We start from the raw sequence: 17745 nt of genomic DNA, 5'->3' as shown, positions 1-17745 counted from the left end.
CCTATGGTTTTGCAATACCAACTTCATTGCCTATCACATCAAAAGTTAAGCCTGTTTTTGCATGATCTTTTTTTACACCATAAGCCACATAACCCGAATAAGTTCCTGGGACCGCAAAACGTATAGTTCTTGGCAAGCCACTCTTCGAGAGTAGTAGAATTCCGGTTCCATCAAATAAAGTGATATATTGATTAACGAAAAAATTAAATTTTTCATCCGCCGATTCATCCACTTTTACTGTGAATTTAGCTAACACCACGAAATTCAGCTGTTTATCCACCTTACGGTTCCAGTTCGAAGTATCAACATACGACATATAAGGATCATTCTCATCAGACGGATCAGCAATAACCACCTGGTCTAAAGTCACCGTAGCACCTTGCCCCGCACTCCATGTCTCGCCAATATTTTTCGGCTTTAGTCCAAGAACATATTCGACATTACTATTCGTCGTCTCAATCAGTGCCTGACTAATTGCATACTTATCTACCGGTAATTTCTCACCCTTTTTAGCCGACAAGATACGCTCAATAATCGTAATTGCCTGTGCACGAGTGCTTGTCCCATAAGGCGCTAAATCAGTCGTGCTAACCCCATGAATCAACCCTAATTTCACAGAATCAAGCATTGACCCCTTCAGAGCTTTATCCACACTCCGAGCGCTTAACATAGCCATTTCAGAGCGTTGAAGTGGCTCATTATATCTTTCGGGAAATTCCACTGGAATAACACTTAATTCCTTCAGCCTGTTAACATAAGGCACGTACCAATCATTTCCCTCAACTTTTTCTACTTTTTCACCTGCGGCAGCAGATAACATTTTGATAAACTCAGCACGGCTAATTGGTAAATCTGGCTTAAAGCTTCCATCGTCATAGCCATCAACGTATTTCTTTTCCACTGCGGTTTGAATAGACTTTTCGGCCCAATGCTGCGATGTGTCCACGAACTTGATGGGGCTTTGTGCGGAGGAATTAATCGCATCATACCCTATAGATGTTGCGCATAGTACCGTACATAAAATCATTGAAAACCTTTTTCTCATAATAATCCCCTCTTTCTATTGGTCACTCATTACATACAAAACGTGACTTATCATTATCGGTAGCATCGCATTACATAAAAAACCGCCCAGTAATCGCCTAGCACACAGCGACACATGGGCGGTTCTTCCGCACGCATTCCATATTCTTTCTTGTTTGAAAATACCATATACTAGTAGTTTTGTAAATCTCTAATTTTAAGATGTTACTTTTCCGTTTCGTTTTCCCCTCCCCTTGGCTAAAGCTTTCGTGCCGATTGTCATATGTGTGCTAGATTTAGAATAAGTAGTAATAGAGAAGAAAAGGAGGACCGCTTGTATGCTAACTTTAAAATCATGGACTAGTTTTTTTAACAGGGAAACTCCTGAATTTTATAAAACCGTTAAAGTCCGTGCACCTCGCGATTTTTTTAACCGGGCAGAAGTTTTCATTGAAGATATTCAATACACAACCAATGAAGACCTCCTTGGTATGAATATAACGTTTCTCGTAAAGCTATTATTTGATAATTTTCTTGATCACGTACGCCAAGATAAGGATTTGTATGATTACGTGTTGGATTTGAGAGAAAACTACAGTCATTTTTTAAACACGAATACTAGCGTTGTAGGTAACAATCTGCGAGAGATAAATAGAATTGAGAAGTTTCAATGGAGTTTGTCTAACGTGTCTAGTATGACCGGTGCAAGAGATTATTTGACCCTTAACGTAGACATCCATCCAAGAGAAGTCAACCGAATAGCGGTGTTTTTCGATGATTGGGATTGCAAGTATGAGATTCCATTGGAAATGGACCTGAATGAGCTTTTGTCGTTGCTCTTCATTGAATTCATCACAGAACTAAGGAACGGACTTGCTGAGGAGACAAAGAAGGAGATTATTGCATCCATCCTAAAGAAATGGGAAGAGCGTTAATAAGATTGAAAATAAAACACGCACAATCCGTTTCGTACAATCCGGTACTGTGCGCGTTATTCGGATTTACCATTAATTGGAATTTCGTAAGGCAAGAAGTTCCTCTTTACTCAACTCTCTCACTTGACCCAATGCTAAACTTGGATCTAACGCTAGTGGCCCCATCGAAATCCGTTTCAAGTATACGACTTTTTTGCCTACAGCTTGAAACATCCGTTTCACCTGATGGAATTTGCCCTCCATGATCGTTAGCTCGATTTCCGAGGGCTCATTTTCAGACTCATTACCGGTCTTCAAAATTTTCAAAATACCCGGAAGTGTTTCATAGCCATCGTCCAAAGTAACACCTTGGGAGAAGGCTTCGCGGTCCGATTCGCTTACCTCCCACTCCACTTTCGCGAAGTAGGTTTTGGGTACATGTTTGCGTGGAGAAAGAAGATTATGGGCCAATTTCCCATCGTTCGTTAGCAAAAGGAAGCCTTCTGTATCCTTGTCCAATCGTCCAACAGGAAAAACCTCGAATGGCGCATATGCCTTATCCAAAAGATCCACAACCGTGCGGTCGCGGTTGTCTTCTGTGGCAGAAACGACCCCCTGCGGTTTATTCATCATGAGGTAAACGAACTCACGATATGACACCGATTCACCGTTTACAGTGATGATATCGGTATCAGCATTCACCTGCATACCGCTGTCTTTGACTTTCACACCGTTGACGAAAATCGCGCCTTCTTTGGCAAGGCGTTTGAGTTCAGAGCGTGTGCCAATGCCCACATGGGCGAGTATTTTATCGAGCCTTTGTGTTTGTTTCATGACCGATTAGGTCCACCTCCAGCCGGGCGGGTATTCGTTCTTCAGCATCCCGTCGTGCCATTTGCCCCAGCCGACGGGATGGTCTTCAATGCAGACCAGGCAGTAGCCTTTGGCTGCCTGGGTCACTTCCGGGTCGCGGATGATCTCGCTCTCCGCGACTTCGAGCGTCTCGCCCTTCAGGTACCGAAGGGCTCGCTCGTCGCTCGAAGCCAAGCTCAGCGCTCGCTTGGCTTCGCGCATGCGCAGTCCCATGGCTAGCGCATGGGACGGTTCGAATCGGCCGCGGTGCAGCGCGCCGATGTACCAGCCCGGCCGCACGACTTTCAGTCCGTGCAGCTCGGGCAAACCTGCCGGCGACGCATACGCGTGCTCGCCGTAACACACGAGTCGCGCGGCGGCGAAGGGCTCGCTGCGAAGCAGCTCGCCCGAGAACGCCTCCAGCGGCTCCAAGCTCACAGCCGCGCGAGTCGACGTCTCCGCGCGGCCCTTCCGCAGCGCCTCACGGCCGCTGCGCTTCCCAACTACCGATGCCGACACAACGTCGGGATCACTCCCTACCTCTTGCGCATCTCTAGCATCTCCCGCGGTGGCAGCCCCGTCCCGCCGCAGCACAGCAACATAGTGCCCCTCGCCCCGCAAACGATGCGGCCAAAGCCGAGCAGTTCCCGCCACAGCCTCTCGAGCGCGTTCAGAAAACTCCTCCTCACACCAAGGCGAACGCAGCCATTCCGACCTTCCAGCACCAAAGCCCTCAACCGGAACCACATCAAACGCCGGATGCTTGTCCAAAAACTCCGCGATCTGCGCTTCATTCTCCTCCGGTGAGAACGTACAGGTCGAATATACAATCATTCCGCCGGGCGCTAGCATTTGAGCCGCCTGACCAAGCAGTTCTCTCTGCATACTAGCAAATTCCTGTACCGAATGACGCTCCCATTGCTGCATCATCTCTTCTTCTTTACGGAACATCCCTTCACCTGAACAAGGCGCATCTATTAGTATTTTATCGAAATAGCCTTGGAAGACCTTTAACATCCGCTCCGGCTTCTCATTCAAAACAATAGCGTTTCTAACTCCCAAAAGCTCAAGGTTTTTAACTAATGCCTTCACACGATCAGAATGAATGTCATTAACAACAAGCACCCCTTCGCCTTGAAGCTTAGCGGCTATTTGCGTTGATTTCCCGCCAGGTGCGGCACATAAATCAAGAACACGGTCCCCTGGGAGTACTTGCAGCAATTCTACAGGCGCCATCGCGCTTGGCTCTTGAATATAGTAAAGGCCTGCATGATAATAGGGATGCTTCCCTGGTCGTTCACCTTCTTCATAATAAAAGCCATCGGTAGCCCAAGGCACCGCGCTCAGCGCAAATGGACTTTTCGCCAAAAAATCCGCCTTTTCCACCTTCACCGTGTTCACTCTTAAACCAAACGTTCTCGCTTGGTCATACGATTCCAGAAATTGCTGAAATTCATTTTCACCCAATAAATCAATCATCTTTTCTTTAAAAAGGGCAGGCAGCTGCTTCGTCATCCGGACATCTTCTCTTTCATCTTTTAATATCGGTATTATATCTAACTTGTCACCAAACAGCCAATTATTTTCAAAATATCAACAGGATATGCTATACTTTTTATAGAAGATAGTAGAAAGTAAACATTATAAAGAGGTGCATACATTGAAGAAGCTGCTTATTTATCTAGGCATTGTTCTTGTTTTATTTGGAGGCTTATATTTCGTTAATCAGCAGTCTACCAAAACTTCGGACAAAGCTAATGCTGGTAATCCCTATGGCGTTGCTGCATCCAAATTAAATCCGGAAACTGTAAAACAATTAACTGATCCGAACTATCAAAACCTTATTCTACCGAAAGATTTGGATCAAAGACTAAAGAACAAAGAAACATTTTTCCAATATTATTATGCTTCGACCTGCCCGCATTGTAAATTAACAACCCCAGTTCTTGTTCCTATAGAAAAAGAGCTAGGTATTGATGTCAAACAATTCAACTTGGAAGAATTCAAAGAGGGCTGGCAGAAATATAAAATCGAATCCACACCTACACTCGTCTACTACAAAAATGGTGTAGAAGTCGAGCGAATTGTTGGCGGTGTTCCTGAAGCAGGCGCAGCTGGCGGTAACACACCAGAGACATTTAAGGCTTTTTTCCAAAAGTATAAAGGTTAATCCTACGATAAAAATCAGCGGAAATTCCGCTGATTTTGCTATTTAACGATCTTTTTTTTTCGAAAAATAGCCAAAACGAGTAATAACAGAGGGATGACAAACCCGAATGTTCCTGAATAGAAGACCCATATTTTAGTCGCAAATTGAATGAAATAGGTTGCATTAGGGTAAGCAACAACCGAAAGCACAATTAAAATCATCCCTAAAGGCAAATACAGCTGCCGAACATCCCTCAGATTAAATATTTCACCGATAATCATAGTTGCCGCATAAAAGCATAACGTGAGCTTGAAGTAGATGGTGATAAACCAGATCCCTGCCATTAAGACCTCTAGACGTTCAAGGATAGAACCAATACTAATTTTTTTGGCTAAGCTATAGCTCGGATACATTTGGGTGGCTGTTAAATCATCTCCCAATACAAGGATGGATAAAAGCGATATGATAATTAACAAACTTCCACCAATAGAAACCCCGACTAAAAAAGACCTCCCCAGTTTTTTCGTATGCTTCACGAAAGGAATAATCATTAAGAATACAACAAGCTCCATGTAAGGAGTTCCGATAAGTGGAACCGCTGCACGTACGATAGGTTTCAATCCGTAGCCTAAAAGGGGTTTTAAACAATCAATTTGCATTTTGGAGGGGAGAAGAATACACATAAGGAAGAAAAAAATTAATACCCATGGCAGAAAAATTTCCGAAGTTCGAGTGAATGTCTCTATCCCATTTCGAATACCAAGAATGATAACGCCTAAGAAAAAGATTTGCGTGAATTGCAGAGGCGTATCCACTAATACTTGTGTTGAGATAAAATCCCCAAGATTGCGAAGAACGAGTGCCGCTAGAATGAAAAAAAAGCAAAAGTAAAGTAAGGAAACCGCTTTTCCCATCCACTTCCCCATAAGTTCCTCACTATAAGCAACCAATGTTTTTTGGGGGAAACGATTTCCAATTGCTTGATACAGCATAACTAGAAGTAACCCGACAAGTAGTCCCAGAATTGCGGCAATCCATGCATCCTGCTTAGCCTCATAAGCAAGTCCAGAGGGAGCTATGAGAATGGAGCTGCCAATTGTGAATAGGATAGTTAGGATGGTAAATTGATGGACGCCAATTTTACCTTTCTCGATCATTTCATACACCTCTACTTTAGGATACCAAAAACAATTTCGCTGACAGGTTTATAGAAATAGGTAATCAGGTCAAGTGGGTTAGGAAGCTTTACTCTAAGTCTTAACAGGATACTAAGAAGGGTTCCTATAAATAGAAGAGAAAAGAAAACCCAGCTTTCTAAGACTTGCTTTTTACGTATTAGAGCAGGAGCTTCAATTAGACCGATGATAGTAGCAATGATCATGTTCAAGAGAATTGTCAACATTCGAATCAGTCCTCCACTGAACGCTCAATAATTGAATTATTTGTTGTTCCCAAACCACGAATATGAACATCGGTGTCGATGTTCACTTTTATCTTGGCGAATTCGTTCTCCCAATCCGATTTTACTTTCAACCAGGTCTTGGGGGAGACATCTTCTATGGCTTCTCCAAAGCCGAAAATATCAGCTTTGTTCTGTTTAGCCTTTTTAATTGCAGAAGTCATAATTTTTTTTAGCGTAGTTTTGGAGATTTGTTCTAATTCGTGAATGGTGTTAGGATCCAACAAATCGATCTGGCAATGAACTTCACTTATATTTTCCTCCATGAATAAGTGTATGTTAATTTCAGGCTTGCCGTTTACAACATGACCTTTAACTTTGGTATTTGTTCGGATGACTTCAATCGATAATGTTTCACCTTGGGGACACTTGAGATGCCCCATCGTACTTTTAACGTTTCCCATGATGTAGTTAAATCCTTTACTTTCTTCTTCGTTAAGCCAGTCGACAAGCTTATCCTTCATAAATATAGCTATTCCTGAATACTCCAAATAAGAGGAAGGCGTAGTCTCTGATAAATTAGATTCCGACTTTCCTTTCTGCTTATCTCCTAGAATCCGAATCCCAGTCAGTACCGAATTTCTTGTAGGTTTACCAAGGTTGGATATAAATCGATCCAGCTCAACACTAACGGTTGGTGCCCACGCTTTTTCAGACGACTCTAGTGTTTTAAACATTTTATTAGCTGGAATTCTTTCTATTGGGGTCAAAATTTTAAGAACACTGGCTGCCGTCGTGTCTCTGGCAACAATGATATAGAAATCAGATCGAATTTCATGGTCTCTGGCGAGGCCATCCAAAACCTTGGAAACACCTTCACGTGCAAGCTCTTCACCAATTACGAGAATACGTAAATGAGAACCGAATATCTTCCGGGGAATCAATGTCGTCAACTTTCTTGCTGCTTCTAATGTTGAAACCCCCGTCGCTGAAAAGGTTGTAATTGCAGTACTATAGCCACTCCCTTTTTTAGCTGCAACTTCGCTTGGGTTCACAATCTGTGCTGTAACTAGATAATCTTTTCCACTTTTATCTAATCCTACACCAACCGTGATGGCCAGATCATTTAATTCATGTCGATCCCAACACCCGGAGAGCACGACGCCTACTAAGATAAGTGTACAAAGAATACGACCTAATCTTTTCATCAGGCAGAGCCCTCCTCCCTTTTACTTCCTTGTTGGTTTCGTTGTTGGGTTATTATTTTCCCGAATGTTATTTTTTTGACTAATGAAACGTGGTCTAGAGAATAGCCCCCATTGAGGGAATCTAAGAATGGTATCTTTCTGGTCATCAAGGACAAAAGGCGCCATAGGAGCCATATACGGCACCCCGAAGGAGCGCAAGCTGCATAAATGTTGGACCATCGCGATTAAACCAACGGTGATCCCGAATAAACCAAATGTTGCGGCAAAAATCATCAGAATAAACCGAATGATGCGGATTGGAATGCCCATGCTAAAAGCCGGGATTACAAAGTTGGAAATCGCTGTAATGGCAACGACAATTACCATTGCCGGTGAAACTAGCCCTGCATCCACAGCTCCCTGCCCAATAACCAAGGCACCTACGATAGATACAGCTTGGCCTACTGTTTTGGGTAGACGGACACCGGCTTCACGCAAGATTTCAAAGGTAATTTCCATAAGAAGTGCCTCAACAAAAGCCGGAAATGGTATGCCTTCTCGCTGCGCGGCTAAGTTGAACAGGAGTGAGCTGGGCAATAGCTCTTGATGAAATGTTGTAATGGCGATGTAGAACGAAGGAGCCATCAATGAGATAAAGAAGCATATATATCGTAATATGCGGATAAGTGTGGCAAATTCAGCCCGTTGGTAATAATCTTCAGCGGATTGGAAAAATTGGGTGAACAGCGCTGGCGCCTCAAGCACAAAGGGGGTTCCATCTACCAGGATGGCAACACGACCCTCAAGCAATCCTGACGCGATAACATCGGGACGTTCTGTATTGTATAGTGTTGGAAACGGCGTGAAGGTTTCATCCTGTATAAGTTCCTCGATATTGCCGCTTTCCAGAATCCCATCAATATCAATTCGTGCAAGCCGGAGACGTATCTCTTCAACAATTTTGTTATTTACGATTCCATTTATGTACATAATGGACACTGTGGTTTGAGTGACTCTGCCAATCACCGTGGTTTCTAACCATAAATTGGGGCTCTTAATTCGTTTGCGAATGAGGGATATATTCGTGCCGATCGATTCCGTGAATCCATCACGAGGACCTCTTACTACGGATTGCGTTGATGGCTCTTCTACAGAACGCATATCTCCGCCAGCTGTATTCACTGAAAGTGCAAGTGCATAGCCATCGATTAAAATAACAGTCTCACCAGATAACATATTCTGGCACAATACTTGAAAATCTTCGATCGTTTTGACTTCCCCACAGGCATGAATGCTGTTCCTAATCAAATCTGGTGAATCATAGAAACCGGTATTTATGGCTTCGATGAGCTGAGTAGTTCCTGTAAATAGAGCATTCGTCACTTCTTGAAAAAATGATTTATTAACCAATTGATCTAAGTATACATAGCCAATCTTGTTGGTATTTTCGGCATCCAGGCATAACTCTCCGGTTACTATATCAGAGCTATGTCCAAAAATCGTTTTGATCTGAGCGAGGTTCAGTCCAATATCAAGATAAAGGCTTTGCTGCAAAATAGGCATTTCCATTGGCTCCCTCTCTTGTGAAAGGGGGAGAGTAGTTTTCTTTCTGTTAAATAGTTGATGTAGCGTTTTCGTCCAAGATTTCATCAGATCGCCACCACCAAATTCATAGGAATAACTATGTCTTATGGAAAAGTTTTCCCACTTCCCTTAATTTTATGTATGAAAGGCTGGGTAACTCATTCCACGCAAAAAAGAACTTCTTACACCGCAAGGTGGGAAGTCCTTTCTCTATTTTCGCCTCAAAAACTTAACTACTCGCACTGGTATAATGGCGTAAAGCGATCTTCCATAAAGCCCTCGTCAATCCGAAACAAACCATTGCAATCCCAACACTCCAAACGACTTGCCATCCACTGATTCGACCAATGAGCGCTGCAGCTGGGAATGTCGTTATGAAAGCAATCGGAAAAATATAGGTTAAGGTGAATCGTAATAATCCTTTATAGACCGAAACTGGAAACCGTGCCGTTTCAAAAAACGAACTAAATAAATAGGACAAGTTATCTACTTTAACAGCCCAGAACGAGAACATCATCATGCCCATCCAAAGCGAATAGACCACAACCAACGATGCAAGGAAAACAATGACAAAGCGTATAAGCCCCGCAATACTAGGAATAGCGTCCAGCTCCCAGAGTGCATAAGCCGTCAAGCCAAAGCCAAGAATAATATCGGCTAATCGCCAGAAAACAAGATGTCTAAAACTAATGTAAAATTGGCTGTCAACTGGTTTCGTCAGGATGAAATCCAAAGTCCCTTTACGGATATGACTGACGAGACGAGACATATTCGGCTGAAGGATAAACTCAATAAATCCATGTACAGCGTTGAAAATACCTAGAAGCACCAACACCTCATAGAAACCCCAGCCACCAATCTCCTGTGTTCGATAAAAGTATAATTGAACTGTCAAGATCGCCATGAAGAGCCAAAATACCGTGGATAGGAGATTTGCGGCAAAATTAGCTCTGTACTCGAACTCTTCGACTAAACATGCCCTCATAAACTCCCTAAATAGTCGTATGTACTTGATCACTTCCACCGCCCTTCCTCATCCGCCCACAGCACCATACTTCTTCATGCCTTGTCTCCACAACAAGCGAAACGTAACAAGAAGGACAATTAACCAAGTAAGCTGTATCGCAAAGTTCTGAATAATGGCTGATGTGCCAAGCTCAAGCTTGCCTGTTAACATCTCAACTGGAAACCCAACAGTTCCATAGAAAGGAAGCCATGCTGCCATTTTTTCAACCCAAGAAGGAAACATACTGAGTGGGGCTAGTCGTCCAGCAAGAAACAAATGAACACCCTCATACAAACTATAAATCGCAGTCGCCCTATTCGTCCAAAAAGCCATCAGACCAAACTCGAAACCAATTAGAAAGCGGATTGCAGAGGAAAGTACAATAGCGAAGAACGAGAGTGCAATTATTTCCAAGGAAATAGTCAACCTAAACATAGGGACAAACGCAGCAGCTATCGCCCATGCAGGTATTAGCAAAACAGCAAAAAACAACTTATATACGAGGTTTTGAGAGATACTCCAGTGAACCGGATGGAAGGGGCGTACGATCTTGGTTGAGAGCGACCCATCCTGAATGCTGGCATCCAGCTCCCAAACATCCCATGTACTCGTCAATCGATCTACAAGCAGTACTCCCAGGAAATACACCATATAATCATGAGATGTATAGCCACCAATGGAATTGTTATCGCTTATCGAGAGCCAAACAGCCATACTGACCAGAGGTTGAATGAATGCTCCTATCATCCAAATGAGCGATTCACTCCGGTAGGCAAACATAACAGCCCATTCAACTCGAAGCAGCATGCAATATTTTTGCCAAAATAAAGCTAACGCCTTCATGGTCCTTAACTTCCCCCTTCGGTCCCCGCTTCAAAGGCTTGTGCGATCACCGATTCCATGGAAGGATCTTCAATGGTCAAATCCAATACCGTCAAATGGGTTAATAATCGGGCTGAAAGTTCAGAAACTTGCTCTCTCGGCACGTCTATTTCCACATTTGGAAACGCATAATGAAATAACGTCCCTAACCCTTGGGTTACTTCGATTAGCTCTGATTCCTTTACCCGCTCAGTCAATTGAAGACGAATACGCTTATTAGGCGCATACTTGTCAACCAGTTGGGATATAGCACCATCATATAGGAGTCGACCTTTTCCAATCACCAGCACTCGCTCACATAACGCCGTAACATCCGCCATATAGTGACTTGTCAGTAAGATTGTCGCCTTATATTTACGGCTGTAATCCTGAATGAATCGACGCATCACTTCTTGCATATTCACATCGAGGCCAATCGTCGGCTCATCTAGAAATACAATACGCGGGCGATGCAGCAGCGCCGCTGCCAGCTCACACTTCATCCGCTCCCCCAGTGAAAGCTGTCTAACCGGTTTACGGATGACTTCTTCCAACTGGAGCAGCTGCACCAAATCTCCTAAGGTTTCTTCATATTCCCGATCAGGTATCTCATAAATGACTTTATTAACGAGAAACGTTTCCGCTGCGGGAATGTCCCAGATAAGCTGACTTTTCTGTCCCATGACGAGCGAAATCTGCTTCTTAAATTCTTTTTTTTGCTGAAAAGGAACAAAACCGCCCACCTTCACTTCACCACCTGAAGGATGCAGCAGTCCAGTTAATACTTTCATCGTAGTCGTCTTGCCGGCCCCATTCGGACCAAGAAAAGCCACAATTTCACCTTCCGGTATGGAAAAGGAAACATCGTCTACGGCTTTAACGGTGCGGAACTTGCGGTGAAACAAGCTTTTCAAAGATGCCATGAATCCAGGCTCTCGCTCATGTACTTGATAATATTTGCTCAGCTGACGAACCTCAATCATGGCCTTCCTCCTCTTCATGTTGAGGTGGGTTAAGCTTCAATTGTGCAAGAAGTTCACCCAGTTCATCATCTAGAATATGAATGTTAAGGTCATAAGGAGCGAACTGTTCTTCCTCTATACGCAACAGCTTTGTTAAGTAATTTTGACTATCTCGAATCAATTTTTCCAAATCAATACCGAGCGAATGTGCAGGGTATGGTGCTAGCTTATCCAGTCCAGCGCTAAAGAGTTTGATGGAACCGCTTACGTTTCCATTGGCATGATGATAAAGGCCCACTGCAACCTGCAGTAGACCTTGGTATAAGGGGCTTCGGCCTTCCTCCAGCCAAAGCTCCTCCATCACTTCATGACATTCGAAATAATCTCGCTGATCATTGAAATAGTATAAGTAAGCCACATATAAACGATCGTAGGTACTCATAGATCAGTTATTATCTCCTTTTTTCGCTCTATTGATTGCAGCCTCAATATCGGACGAAAGATCACTCAACCCTTCTTCCGTCTCCCATATCTCGTTAAATCTCAGCTGAAATTGAGCGGCTTCCCGAACCCGATGATAGAAATAAAGTTCCTGAATGTTATTGAGTACGATATTTACCAAATTCGAGTTATCCTCAAACATCTTCTGAGACGCAACAATCTCACCACGAATGCTGGACATTTCCTGATCCAAGAGATAAGCAGCCTCGGCTGCTTTACTAAGACGGGCTCTAACCTCAACTGGTAACTGTTCTTTATATTTATAATTCAAAGAGTGCTCGATCGTCGCCCAGAAATTCATGGCGAGTGTCCGAATTTGCACCTCAGCTAATATTCGTTTCATTCCCAAAGCGGTTTGAACAGGATATTCAATAATAATATGAAAGCTTCGATAGCCACTCGGTTTCTTATTGGCAATATAATCTTTTTCGTAGACTACATTCATATCTTGTCTGCTGCGAATCAGCTCGGCCAAACGATCAATGTCTTCTACAAACTGACACATAATCCGAATCCCAGCGATATCCTCGATACCGGACTCTAATTGATCCATTGGAACACTCAAGCGTTTCGCTTTCTCCAGTACACTTGATATCTTTTTGACACGTCCTGTTACGAATTCAATAGGTGCATACTCTTCTCTGCTCTTGAGTTCGCCACGCAGTGTCTTGAATTTTACTTTTAGCTCCTCCACCGCTTGTTCATAAGGCAGGAGAAATTTCTTCCAATCTCGTCCATCCATTCTTTTATCCTCCATTCTGAATGAAGTCAGTGCTGATCTGCGCCGATTGCTTGGGAAATATGTGTATACCCATCTCTCCTCAGCAAATCTTGTAGGCCTTTATTCAAGCTAGTAAGCATTCCAGGTCCTTCATAAATAAAGCCTGTATACACTTCAACTAAGCTTGCTCCGGCCCGAATTTTGTCATAGGCATCTTGCGCAGTAAATATTCCCCCGGACCCAATGATCGGCAGCTTGCCTTCCGTCAGTTGATAGACACGTCTAATGACTTCTGTAGTTCGCTGTGTTAGTGGCTTTCCGCTAAGTCCGCCTGCTTGCTCGCGATTAGGGTGTACTAGCCCTTGTCTGCTGAGCGTAGTGTTCGTGGCGATAATCCCAGAAATACCGCTATCCTTAATCGTATGCACGGTTAATTCAAGCTCTTCATCCGTGAGATCCGGCGCAATTTTAACCAAAACAGGTTTTCCTGTTTGACCATTCTTCTTCTCTTGAAGCTGCATTTCCGTTGTAACTGCATCAAGCAGTCGCTTCAAATCATTCCCATGCTGTAAATTACGCAAATCCGGTGTATTTGGTGAGCTAATATTCACAACAAAGAAATCACCATATGTATATAACTCCCGAATGCAAGTTCGATAATCCTCTTCGGCCTGCTCATTCGGTGTCGTCTTATTTTTACCTATGTTAATAGCTACGGGTATGTCGCGTTTACCTGTCTTCATCAAGTTAGTAGCCATCACGTCTGTACCTACATTATTAAAGCCCATTCGGTTGATAAGCGCCTTGTCTTCCGGAAGACGAAATAGCCGCGGCAGCTCATTGCCCGGTTGTGGCTTTGGTGTAATTGTGCCTACTTCCATGAAACCAAAGCCTAGTTGTGAGAATCCCTTAACGGCCTTGGCATTTTTATCTAAACCAGCTGCCAGACCTATTGGATTTGCAAATTGCAGTCCCCATAATTGTTGGGCCAAGATTGGTGAATAGGGCACTCCATACATGGATTTGAGCAGTTGTTTCCCCCCTGGGAAGCTCACTACAGCACTTAGCCCGTCAATCGTAAGATGATGCGCCTTCTCCGGATCCATTCGGAACAAGATTGGTTTTCCTAACTTCTTATACAGCATGTCCTATGCACTCCGTTCTCTAATGACTCTAACAGTCAGTTTAGCTGACAACGTGCAAATATGCAATCCACATAAAGGCATTTCGTCTCTATTTCAAACAAAAAATCCCTGCTCCATGAAGGTTGCAAGGGAATCCAGATTAGCTATTTAATAGCCTATGCTTCTGTTCGTTGAAGCAGTCGTTCCAGATGCATCGTCAAGTAACCCGTTTCATCGTCAGGAACTTCTAATTGAAGAGAATCACTCAGCATGAGAGATAATACCTTCGCCTTCACATAGGTGTCTCCATACTCCTCTTTAATCTTTTCAAGCAGCGAGTTCTGGAGTGTCTTTTTTTGTTTGACCCGTTCAATGACACCTTTCAGGTGACTAATGAACCGCAGTGTTGAGAACGAATCATCGAAATTAAAGCCTAATTCTTTGGCAGATTCGATCGTCTGCGACACTACTCTAACTACCGTTAAGGAATCAGAAGCTTGCTCTTTTTTACGTGCGCCATTGAAATGCATGGCCAAGAAGGCAACTTCATCTTCCGGCAATTTCACATCCAAATGATCATTGAGGAAATCTACGGACTTCTTGGCTACTTTGTATTCCTCAGGATACATATACCCAATTTCATAAGCGAATGGATTCGTGATGAAAATACCCCGCTTTTGTCGTTCGACAGCAAAGTTAATATGATCGACCAACGAGGCGTGAATCGTTTCGGAGAAGTCGCCTTCCAGCATGCTTTGTGCATACGCGATGACTTCCTCCGTAATCCCGATAATTTTCAAATCAACCGCATTCAGAATTTGTTCATAATTTTTAAGAACTTCGGATGTATGCAGAAGAAATTCTTGTGTGATCTCACCTTCGCTAATGAGCATTCCTGGCGTTTTTTTGAATCCAATTCCTTTTCCAAAAGCAATGGAATTTTTCCCTGATGTCAAATGTGCCATCACCACATTATGGGACAGTACATGAATGATCGTCCGTTCAATCATAAGACACCTCCGCGTTCTTAGGCTTGTCCTGATTTGTCTTTTTGCAGGTGAAGCATGGGTTTAATACTTTCTCGAATTTGCTCCGATTCCGTGCCAAAAACAATGTGCACGTTTCCTTTGCCAAGTCTGATAACTCCAATAGCGCCAAGGTCTTTAAGCTCGCTGTCCATGATTAAATTTTCTTCATTCACTAAGAGCCGTAGTCGTGTAATGCAAGCATCGATCGAGATAATGTTAGAAGGTCCGCCAATATGCCTTAGAATGCTGGTAGGACGGTCTTCTATCTTTTTTTCGATGATCTCTTGGGCATCCTCTGTTTCAAGCTTAGCAGCTTCGTCCTGAGCGGGCACTTTGAAGGGAAAGAAATGAAGATAGGTCCGAAATACGACATAATAAAGGAAGAAGTACCCTACCCCAATAAGGATAATCCAATAAGGATTCGTAGATTGATGCCAGCTGAGAACGAGATCAATAAATCCGGCTGAGAAGCCGAATCCCATTTTCACCTGAAGCATATTCATGATTACCATGGAAAAGCCAGTTAAGACGGCATGTATCAGATATAAGCCTGGTGCTAAGAACATAAAAGCAAACTCAATTGGCTCTGTTATACCTGTAAGGAAGCTGGTTAATGCAGCACTGAGCATCACAGGAACAACAAACTGACGGTTAGAAGACGAGCTTCTGATTAATGCTAAGGCCGCAGCAGGAAGCCCAAACATAATAACGGGGTAATAACCTGTCGTGAATAGTCCCGCTTCTGGATCTCCAGCAAAAAATCGTGAGATATCGCCATGCAGCATTTTACCAGTAGGTGTGACATAATCTCCGATTTGAAACCAAGCTATATTATTAATAATATGATGCAAACCCGTAGGGATTAGAAGCCTGTTCATCATTCCGTAGATAAATACGCCAATGTTTCCATTGTCAACGATCCATAACCCGATTACACTTATGCCCCTTTGAACGGGAGGCCAGATGAATCCCATCAACACCCCTAGGAAAACCATAACCAGAGATGTGATTAACGGAACGAATCGCTTGCCTCCGAAAAACCCGAGCGCTTTGGGCAGCCGGGTATTTTGGAACCTGTTAAAGAACGTCGCAGATAGCATGCCAACGAGCATACCGCCTAGAACACCCATATCCAGCCGTTCCACAGAGTCGGTCCCCACTTGAAAATGCTTCAAGACATTGTCAAACACTAAATAGCCAACCGCAGCAGCAAGTGCCGCAATCCCATCCCCGGACGTAAGTCCAATGGCTATACCAATTGCAAATATGAATGGCAAATTATCAAAAATCGCACTTCCGCCTAACTCAAAAATCTGAGCCACCTGCATAAGAAATGGATCACTAAACGTCATTTTCCCAATACGAAGAAGAATGGATGCCGCCGGCAGCACCGCAATCGGAATCATCAATGAACGTCCTATTTTCTGCAATATATACATAGCTCTCATGTCGTGTTCCCCTATAAAAGCCTACAAGTTTGGCCGTTTCTTGTTTGCTCTTCCTATCCCAATTATAGTAGAAAGAACACCCTCCCGAAAGGATAAAATCCTCTAGGATAAGGTGTTTTTTCTATGCAACCAATTATACAGTTATTTCACGGCACCTGCAGTAATTCCACTTGCAATTTGACGTTGAAAGATCATATACACAATCAACGTGGGAAGTGTCGTTATAAGCAGGCCTGCGAACAAAGGTCCCCACTCAACTCTATACTGCATTTCTGCCTGCATAACAGCAAGACCGATTGGAAGCGTGTACTTGGTTGGTTCATTGGTCAAGACAACCCCTAGGAAGTACTCGTTCCAGTTATTCAGCATGTTTGTAATCATCACCGTGATTAGACCCGGTTGAGACAATGGCAGCATAACACGGAAGAACGTACCGTAATGGGAGGTCCCGTCAATAATTGCCGCTTCTTCAATTTCTTTTGGCAGCGATTTGTAAAACCCTACAAGCAAGAAAATTCCAAAAGGAAGATTAAGTGCTGCATAGACCAGAATTAATCCTAACCACGTATTGATTAAGTGCAAATCATTCAATAAGAAGAACAACGGAATCAGTGCTAGCGCGAACGGTATCATCATGGACGAGACGTAGATTGTTAAGAGGATTTTGTTCCCTTTAAAATCATACCTAGCCAGGATATAAGCTGTCATCGCAGCAAGTATCATACCCAAAAGGGTACTTCCTACCGTCACAATAATGGAGTTCATGAAATAGGTGCTAAAATTATATTTACTCCAAACATAGGAGAAGTTTGTCCAAAGCAGCGGGAATTTAGGCAATGCCCATGGGGCATTTAAGAAAAATTGCTCATTATTTTTTAGCGCATCAAGCAGTGTCCAAATCAATGGATACAGGACGGCGACGCTCCAAATAAGAAGAATGATCCAGACAAACATTTTCACTAACGGGTTTTTGACGACCATACGAT

The 17745-nt window shown here is 43.3% G+C and carries 17 protein-coding genes; 2 read left to right on the top strand and 15 right to left on the bottom strand.

The genetic code is table 11. The annotated features are described in order from the left end of the window. Position 1: 1 nt before the first annotated feature. Positions 2-1045, bottom strand: a complete 1044-nt coding sequence (locus ASG85_RS13750; protein WP_060646517.1) for an S-layer homology domain-containing protein — start codon at positions 1043-1045, stop codon at positions 2-4. Between the two features lie 316 nt (positions 1046-1361). Between ASG85_RS13750 and ASG85_RS13745 the strand changes: the two genes are divergently transcribed. Continuing rightward, positions 1362-1958: a hypothetical protein gene (locus ASG85_RS13745; protein ID WP_060646516.1), complete on the top strand. Its 597-nt coding sequence runs from the start codon at positions 1362-1364 to the stop codon at positions 1956-1958. Between the two features lie 72 nt (positions 1959-2030). On the opposite strand, the gene ASG85_RS13740 is transcribed toward ASG85_RS13745, so the two are convergent. Both ASG85_RS13740 and ASG85_RS13735 read right to left on the bottom strand, forming a co-directional pair. Next, positions 2031-2771, bottom strand: a complete 741-nt coding sequence (locus ASG85_RS13740) for a pseudouridine synthase (protein WP_060646515.1) — start codon at positions 2769-2771, stop codon at positions 2031-2033. A gap of 6 nt (positions 2772-2777) precedes the next feature. Further along, positions 2778-4304 carry an RsmB/NOP family class I SAM-dependent RNA methyltransferase gene (locus ASG85_RS13735; protein ID WP_060646514.1) on the bottom strand — a complete coding sequence of 509 codons (1527 nt, stop codon included), beginning with the start codon at positions 4302-4304 and terminating at the stop codon, positions 2778-2780. Positions 4305-4449: 145 nt separating this feature from the next. On the opposite strand from ASG85_RS13735, the gene ASG85_RS13730 reads away from it, so the two are divergent. Next, entirely contained in the window at positions 4450-4959 is a 510-nt protein-coding gene (locus ASG85_RS13730) for a thioredoxin family protein (protein WP_060646513.1), read from the top strand. A gap of 38 nt (positions 4960-4997) precedes the next feature. Here ASG85_RS13730 and ASG85_RS13725 read toward each other — a convergent pair whose 3' ends face one another. The 12 genes from ASG85_RS13725 to ASG85_RS13665 form a co-directional block, all read right to left on the bottom strand. Further along, entirely contained in the window at positions 4998-6095 is a 1098-nt protein-coding gene (locus tag ASG85_RS13725) for a GerAB/ArcD/ProY family transporter (RefSeq protein WP_060646512.1), read from the bottom strand. 250 nt (positions 6096-6345) lie between these two features. After that, positions 6346-7545 (bottom strand): Ger(x)C family spore germination protein, encoded by a 1200-nt coding sequence (locus tag ASG85_RS13715; RefSeq protein ID WP_060646510.1) that lies wholly within the window; start codon positions 7543-7545, stop codon positions 6346-6348. 21 nt (positions 7546-7566) lie between these two features. Further along, positions 7567-9174 carry a spore germination protein gene (locus tag ASG85_RS13710; RefSeq protein WP_414858724.1) on the bottom strand — a complete coding sequence of 536 codons (1608 nt, stop codon included), beginning with the start codon at positions 9172-9174 and terminating at the stop codon, positions 7567-7569. A 163-nt stretch (positions 9175-9337) separates the two neighbouring features. After that, complete coding sequence (locus ASG85_RS13705; RefSeq protein WP_060646661.1) at positions 9338-10126, bottom strand: ABC transporter permease; 789 nt, start codon at positions 10124-10126, stop codon at positions 9338-9340. 15 nt (positions 10127-10141) lie between these two features. Further along, positions 10142-10957 carry an ABC transporter permease gene (locus ASG85_RS13700; protein WP_060646508.1) on the bottom strand — a complete coding sequence of 272 codons (816 nt, stop codon included), beginning with the start codon at positions 10955-10957 and terminating at the stop codon, positions 10142-10144. Positions 10958-10962: 5 nt separating this feature from the next. Then, the gene (locus ASG85_RS13695) at positions 10963-11958 is read right to left on the bottom strand and encodes an ATP-binding cassette domain-containing protein (protein WP_057306946.1); all 996 of its coding nucleotides are present in this window, start codon (positions 11956-11958) and stop codon (positions 10963-10965) included. Then, positions 11951-12379, bottom strand: a complete 429-nt coding sequence (locus ASG85_RS13690; protein ID WP_060646507.1) for a DUF309 domain-containing protein — start codon at positions 12377-12379, stop codon at positions 11951-11953. The genes ASG85_RS13695 and ASG85_RS13690 overlap by 8 nt, the downstream gene beginning before the upstream one ends. Before the next feature lie 3 nt (positions 12380-12382). After that, positions 12383-13180 (bottom strand): GTP pyrophosphokinase family protein, encoded by a 798-nt coding sequence (locus ASG85_RS13685; RefSeq protein ID WP_057306948.1) that lies wholly within the window; start codon positions 13178-13180, stop codon positions 12383-12385. A gap of 26 nt (positions 13181-13206) precedes the next feature. Next, positions 13207-14304 carry a quinone-dependent dihydroorotate dehydrogenase gene (locus ASG85_RS13680; RefSeq protein WP_057306949.1) on the bottom strand — a complete coding sequence of 366 codons (1098 nt, stop codon included), beginning with the start codon at positions 14302-14304 and terminating at the stop codon, positions 13207-13209. 155 nt (positions 14305-14459) lie between these two features. Next, positions 14460-15293 carry a PRD domain-containing protein gene (locus ASG85_RS13675; protein WP_057306950.1) on the bottom strand — a complete coding sequence of 278 codons (834 nt, stop codon included), beginning with the start codon at positions 15291-15293 and terminating at the stop codon, positions 14460-14462. A gap of 17 nt (positions 15294-15310) precedes the next feature. Next, on the bottom strand, positions 15311-16759 hold the full coding sequence (locus ASG85_RS13670) for a PTS transporter subunit EIIC (RefSeq protein WP_063860284.1): 1449 nt from the start codon (positions 16757-16759) through the stop codon (positions 15311-15313). Between the two features lie 141 nt (positions 16760-16900). Further along, on the bottom strand, positions 16901-17740 hold the full coding sequence (locus ASG85_RS13665; protein ID WP_057306951.1) for a carbohydrate ABC transporter permease: 840 nt from the start codon (positions 17738-17740) through the stop codon (positions 16901-16903). Positions 17741-17745 lie beyond the last annotated feature (5 nt).

This window comes from Paenibacillus sp. Soil724D2, from assembly GCF_001427935.1.
Taxonomy (GTDB): domain Bacteria; phylum Bacillota; class Bacilli; order Paenibacillales; family NBRC-103111; genus Paenibacillus_E.
Note: the sequence above shows the minus strand (reverse complement) of the source record. Positions and strands in the feature narration are given on the sequence as shown.

What these genes read in the sequence shown, in the direction of transcription:
- ASG85_RS13750 (WP_060646517.1), bottom strand. Translation starts at nt 1,045, where the DNA reads ATGAGAAAAAGGTTTTCAATGATTTTATGTACGGTACTATGCGCAACA.
- ASG85_RS13745 (WP_060646516.1), top strand. Translation starts at nt 1,362, where the DNA reads ATGCTAACTTTAAAATCATGGACTAGTTTTTTTAACAGGGAAACTCCT.
- ASG85_RS13740 (WP_060646515.1), bottom strand. Translation starts at nt 2,771, where the DNA reads ATGAAACAAACACAAAGGCTCGATAAAATACTCGCCCATGTGGGCATT.
- ASG85_RS13735 (WP_060646514.1), bottom strand. Translation starts at nt 4,304, where the DNA reads ATGACGAAGCAGCTGCCTGCCCTTTTTAAAGAAAAGATGATTGATTTA.
- ASG85_RS13725 (WP_060646512.1), bottom strand. Translation starts at nt 6,095, where the DNA reads ATGATCGAGAAAGGTAAAATTGGCGTCCATCAATTTACCATCCTAACT.
- ASG85_RS13715 (WP_060646510.1), bottom strand. Translation starts at nt 7,545, where the DNA reads ATGAAAAGATTAGGTCGTATTCTTTGTACACTTATCTTAGTAGGCGTC.
- ASG85_RS13710 (WP_414858724.1), bottom strand. Translation starts at nt 9,174, where the DNA reads ATGAAATCTTGGACGAAAACGCTACATCAACTATTTAACAGAAAGAAA.
- ASG85_RS13700 (WP_060646508.1), bottom strand. Translation starts at nt 10,957, where the DNA reads ATGAAGGCGTTAGCTTTATTTTGGCAAAAATATTGCATGCTGCTTCGA.
- ASG85_RS13695 (WP_057306946.1), bottom strand. Translation starts at nt 11,958, where the DNA reads ATGATTGAGGTTCGTCAGCTGAGCAAATATTATCAAGTACATGAGCGA.
- ASG85_RS13690 (WP_060646507.1), bottom strand. Translation starts at nt 12,379, where the DNA reads ATGAGTACCTACGATCGTTTATATGTGGCTTACTTATACTATTTCAAT.
- ASG85_RS13685 (WP_057306948.1), bottom strand. Translation starts at nt 13,180, where the DNA reads ATGGATGGACGAGATTGGAAGAAATTTCTCCTGCCTTATGAACAAGCG.
- ASG85_RS13680 (WP_057306949.1), bottom strand. Translation starts at nt 14,304, where the DNA reads ATGCTGTATAAGAAGTTAGGAAAACCAATCTTGTTCCGAATGGATCCG.
- ASG85_RS13675 (WP_057306950.1), bottom strand. Translation starts at nt 15,293, where the DNA reads ATGATTGAACGGACGATCATTCATGTACTGTCCCATAATGTGGTGATG.
- ASG85_RS13670 (WP_063860284.1), bottom strand. Translation starts at nt 16,759, where the DNA reads ATGAGAGCTATGTATATATTGCAGAAAATAGGACGTTCATTGATGATT.
- ASG85_RS13665 (WP_057306951.1), bottom strand. Translation starts at nt 17,740, where the DNA reads ATGGTCGTCAAAAACCCGTTAGTGAAAATGTTTGTCTGGATCATTCTT.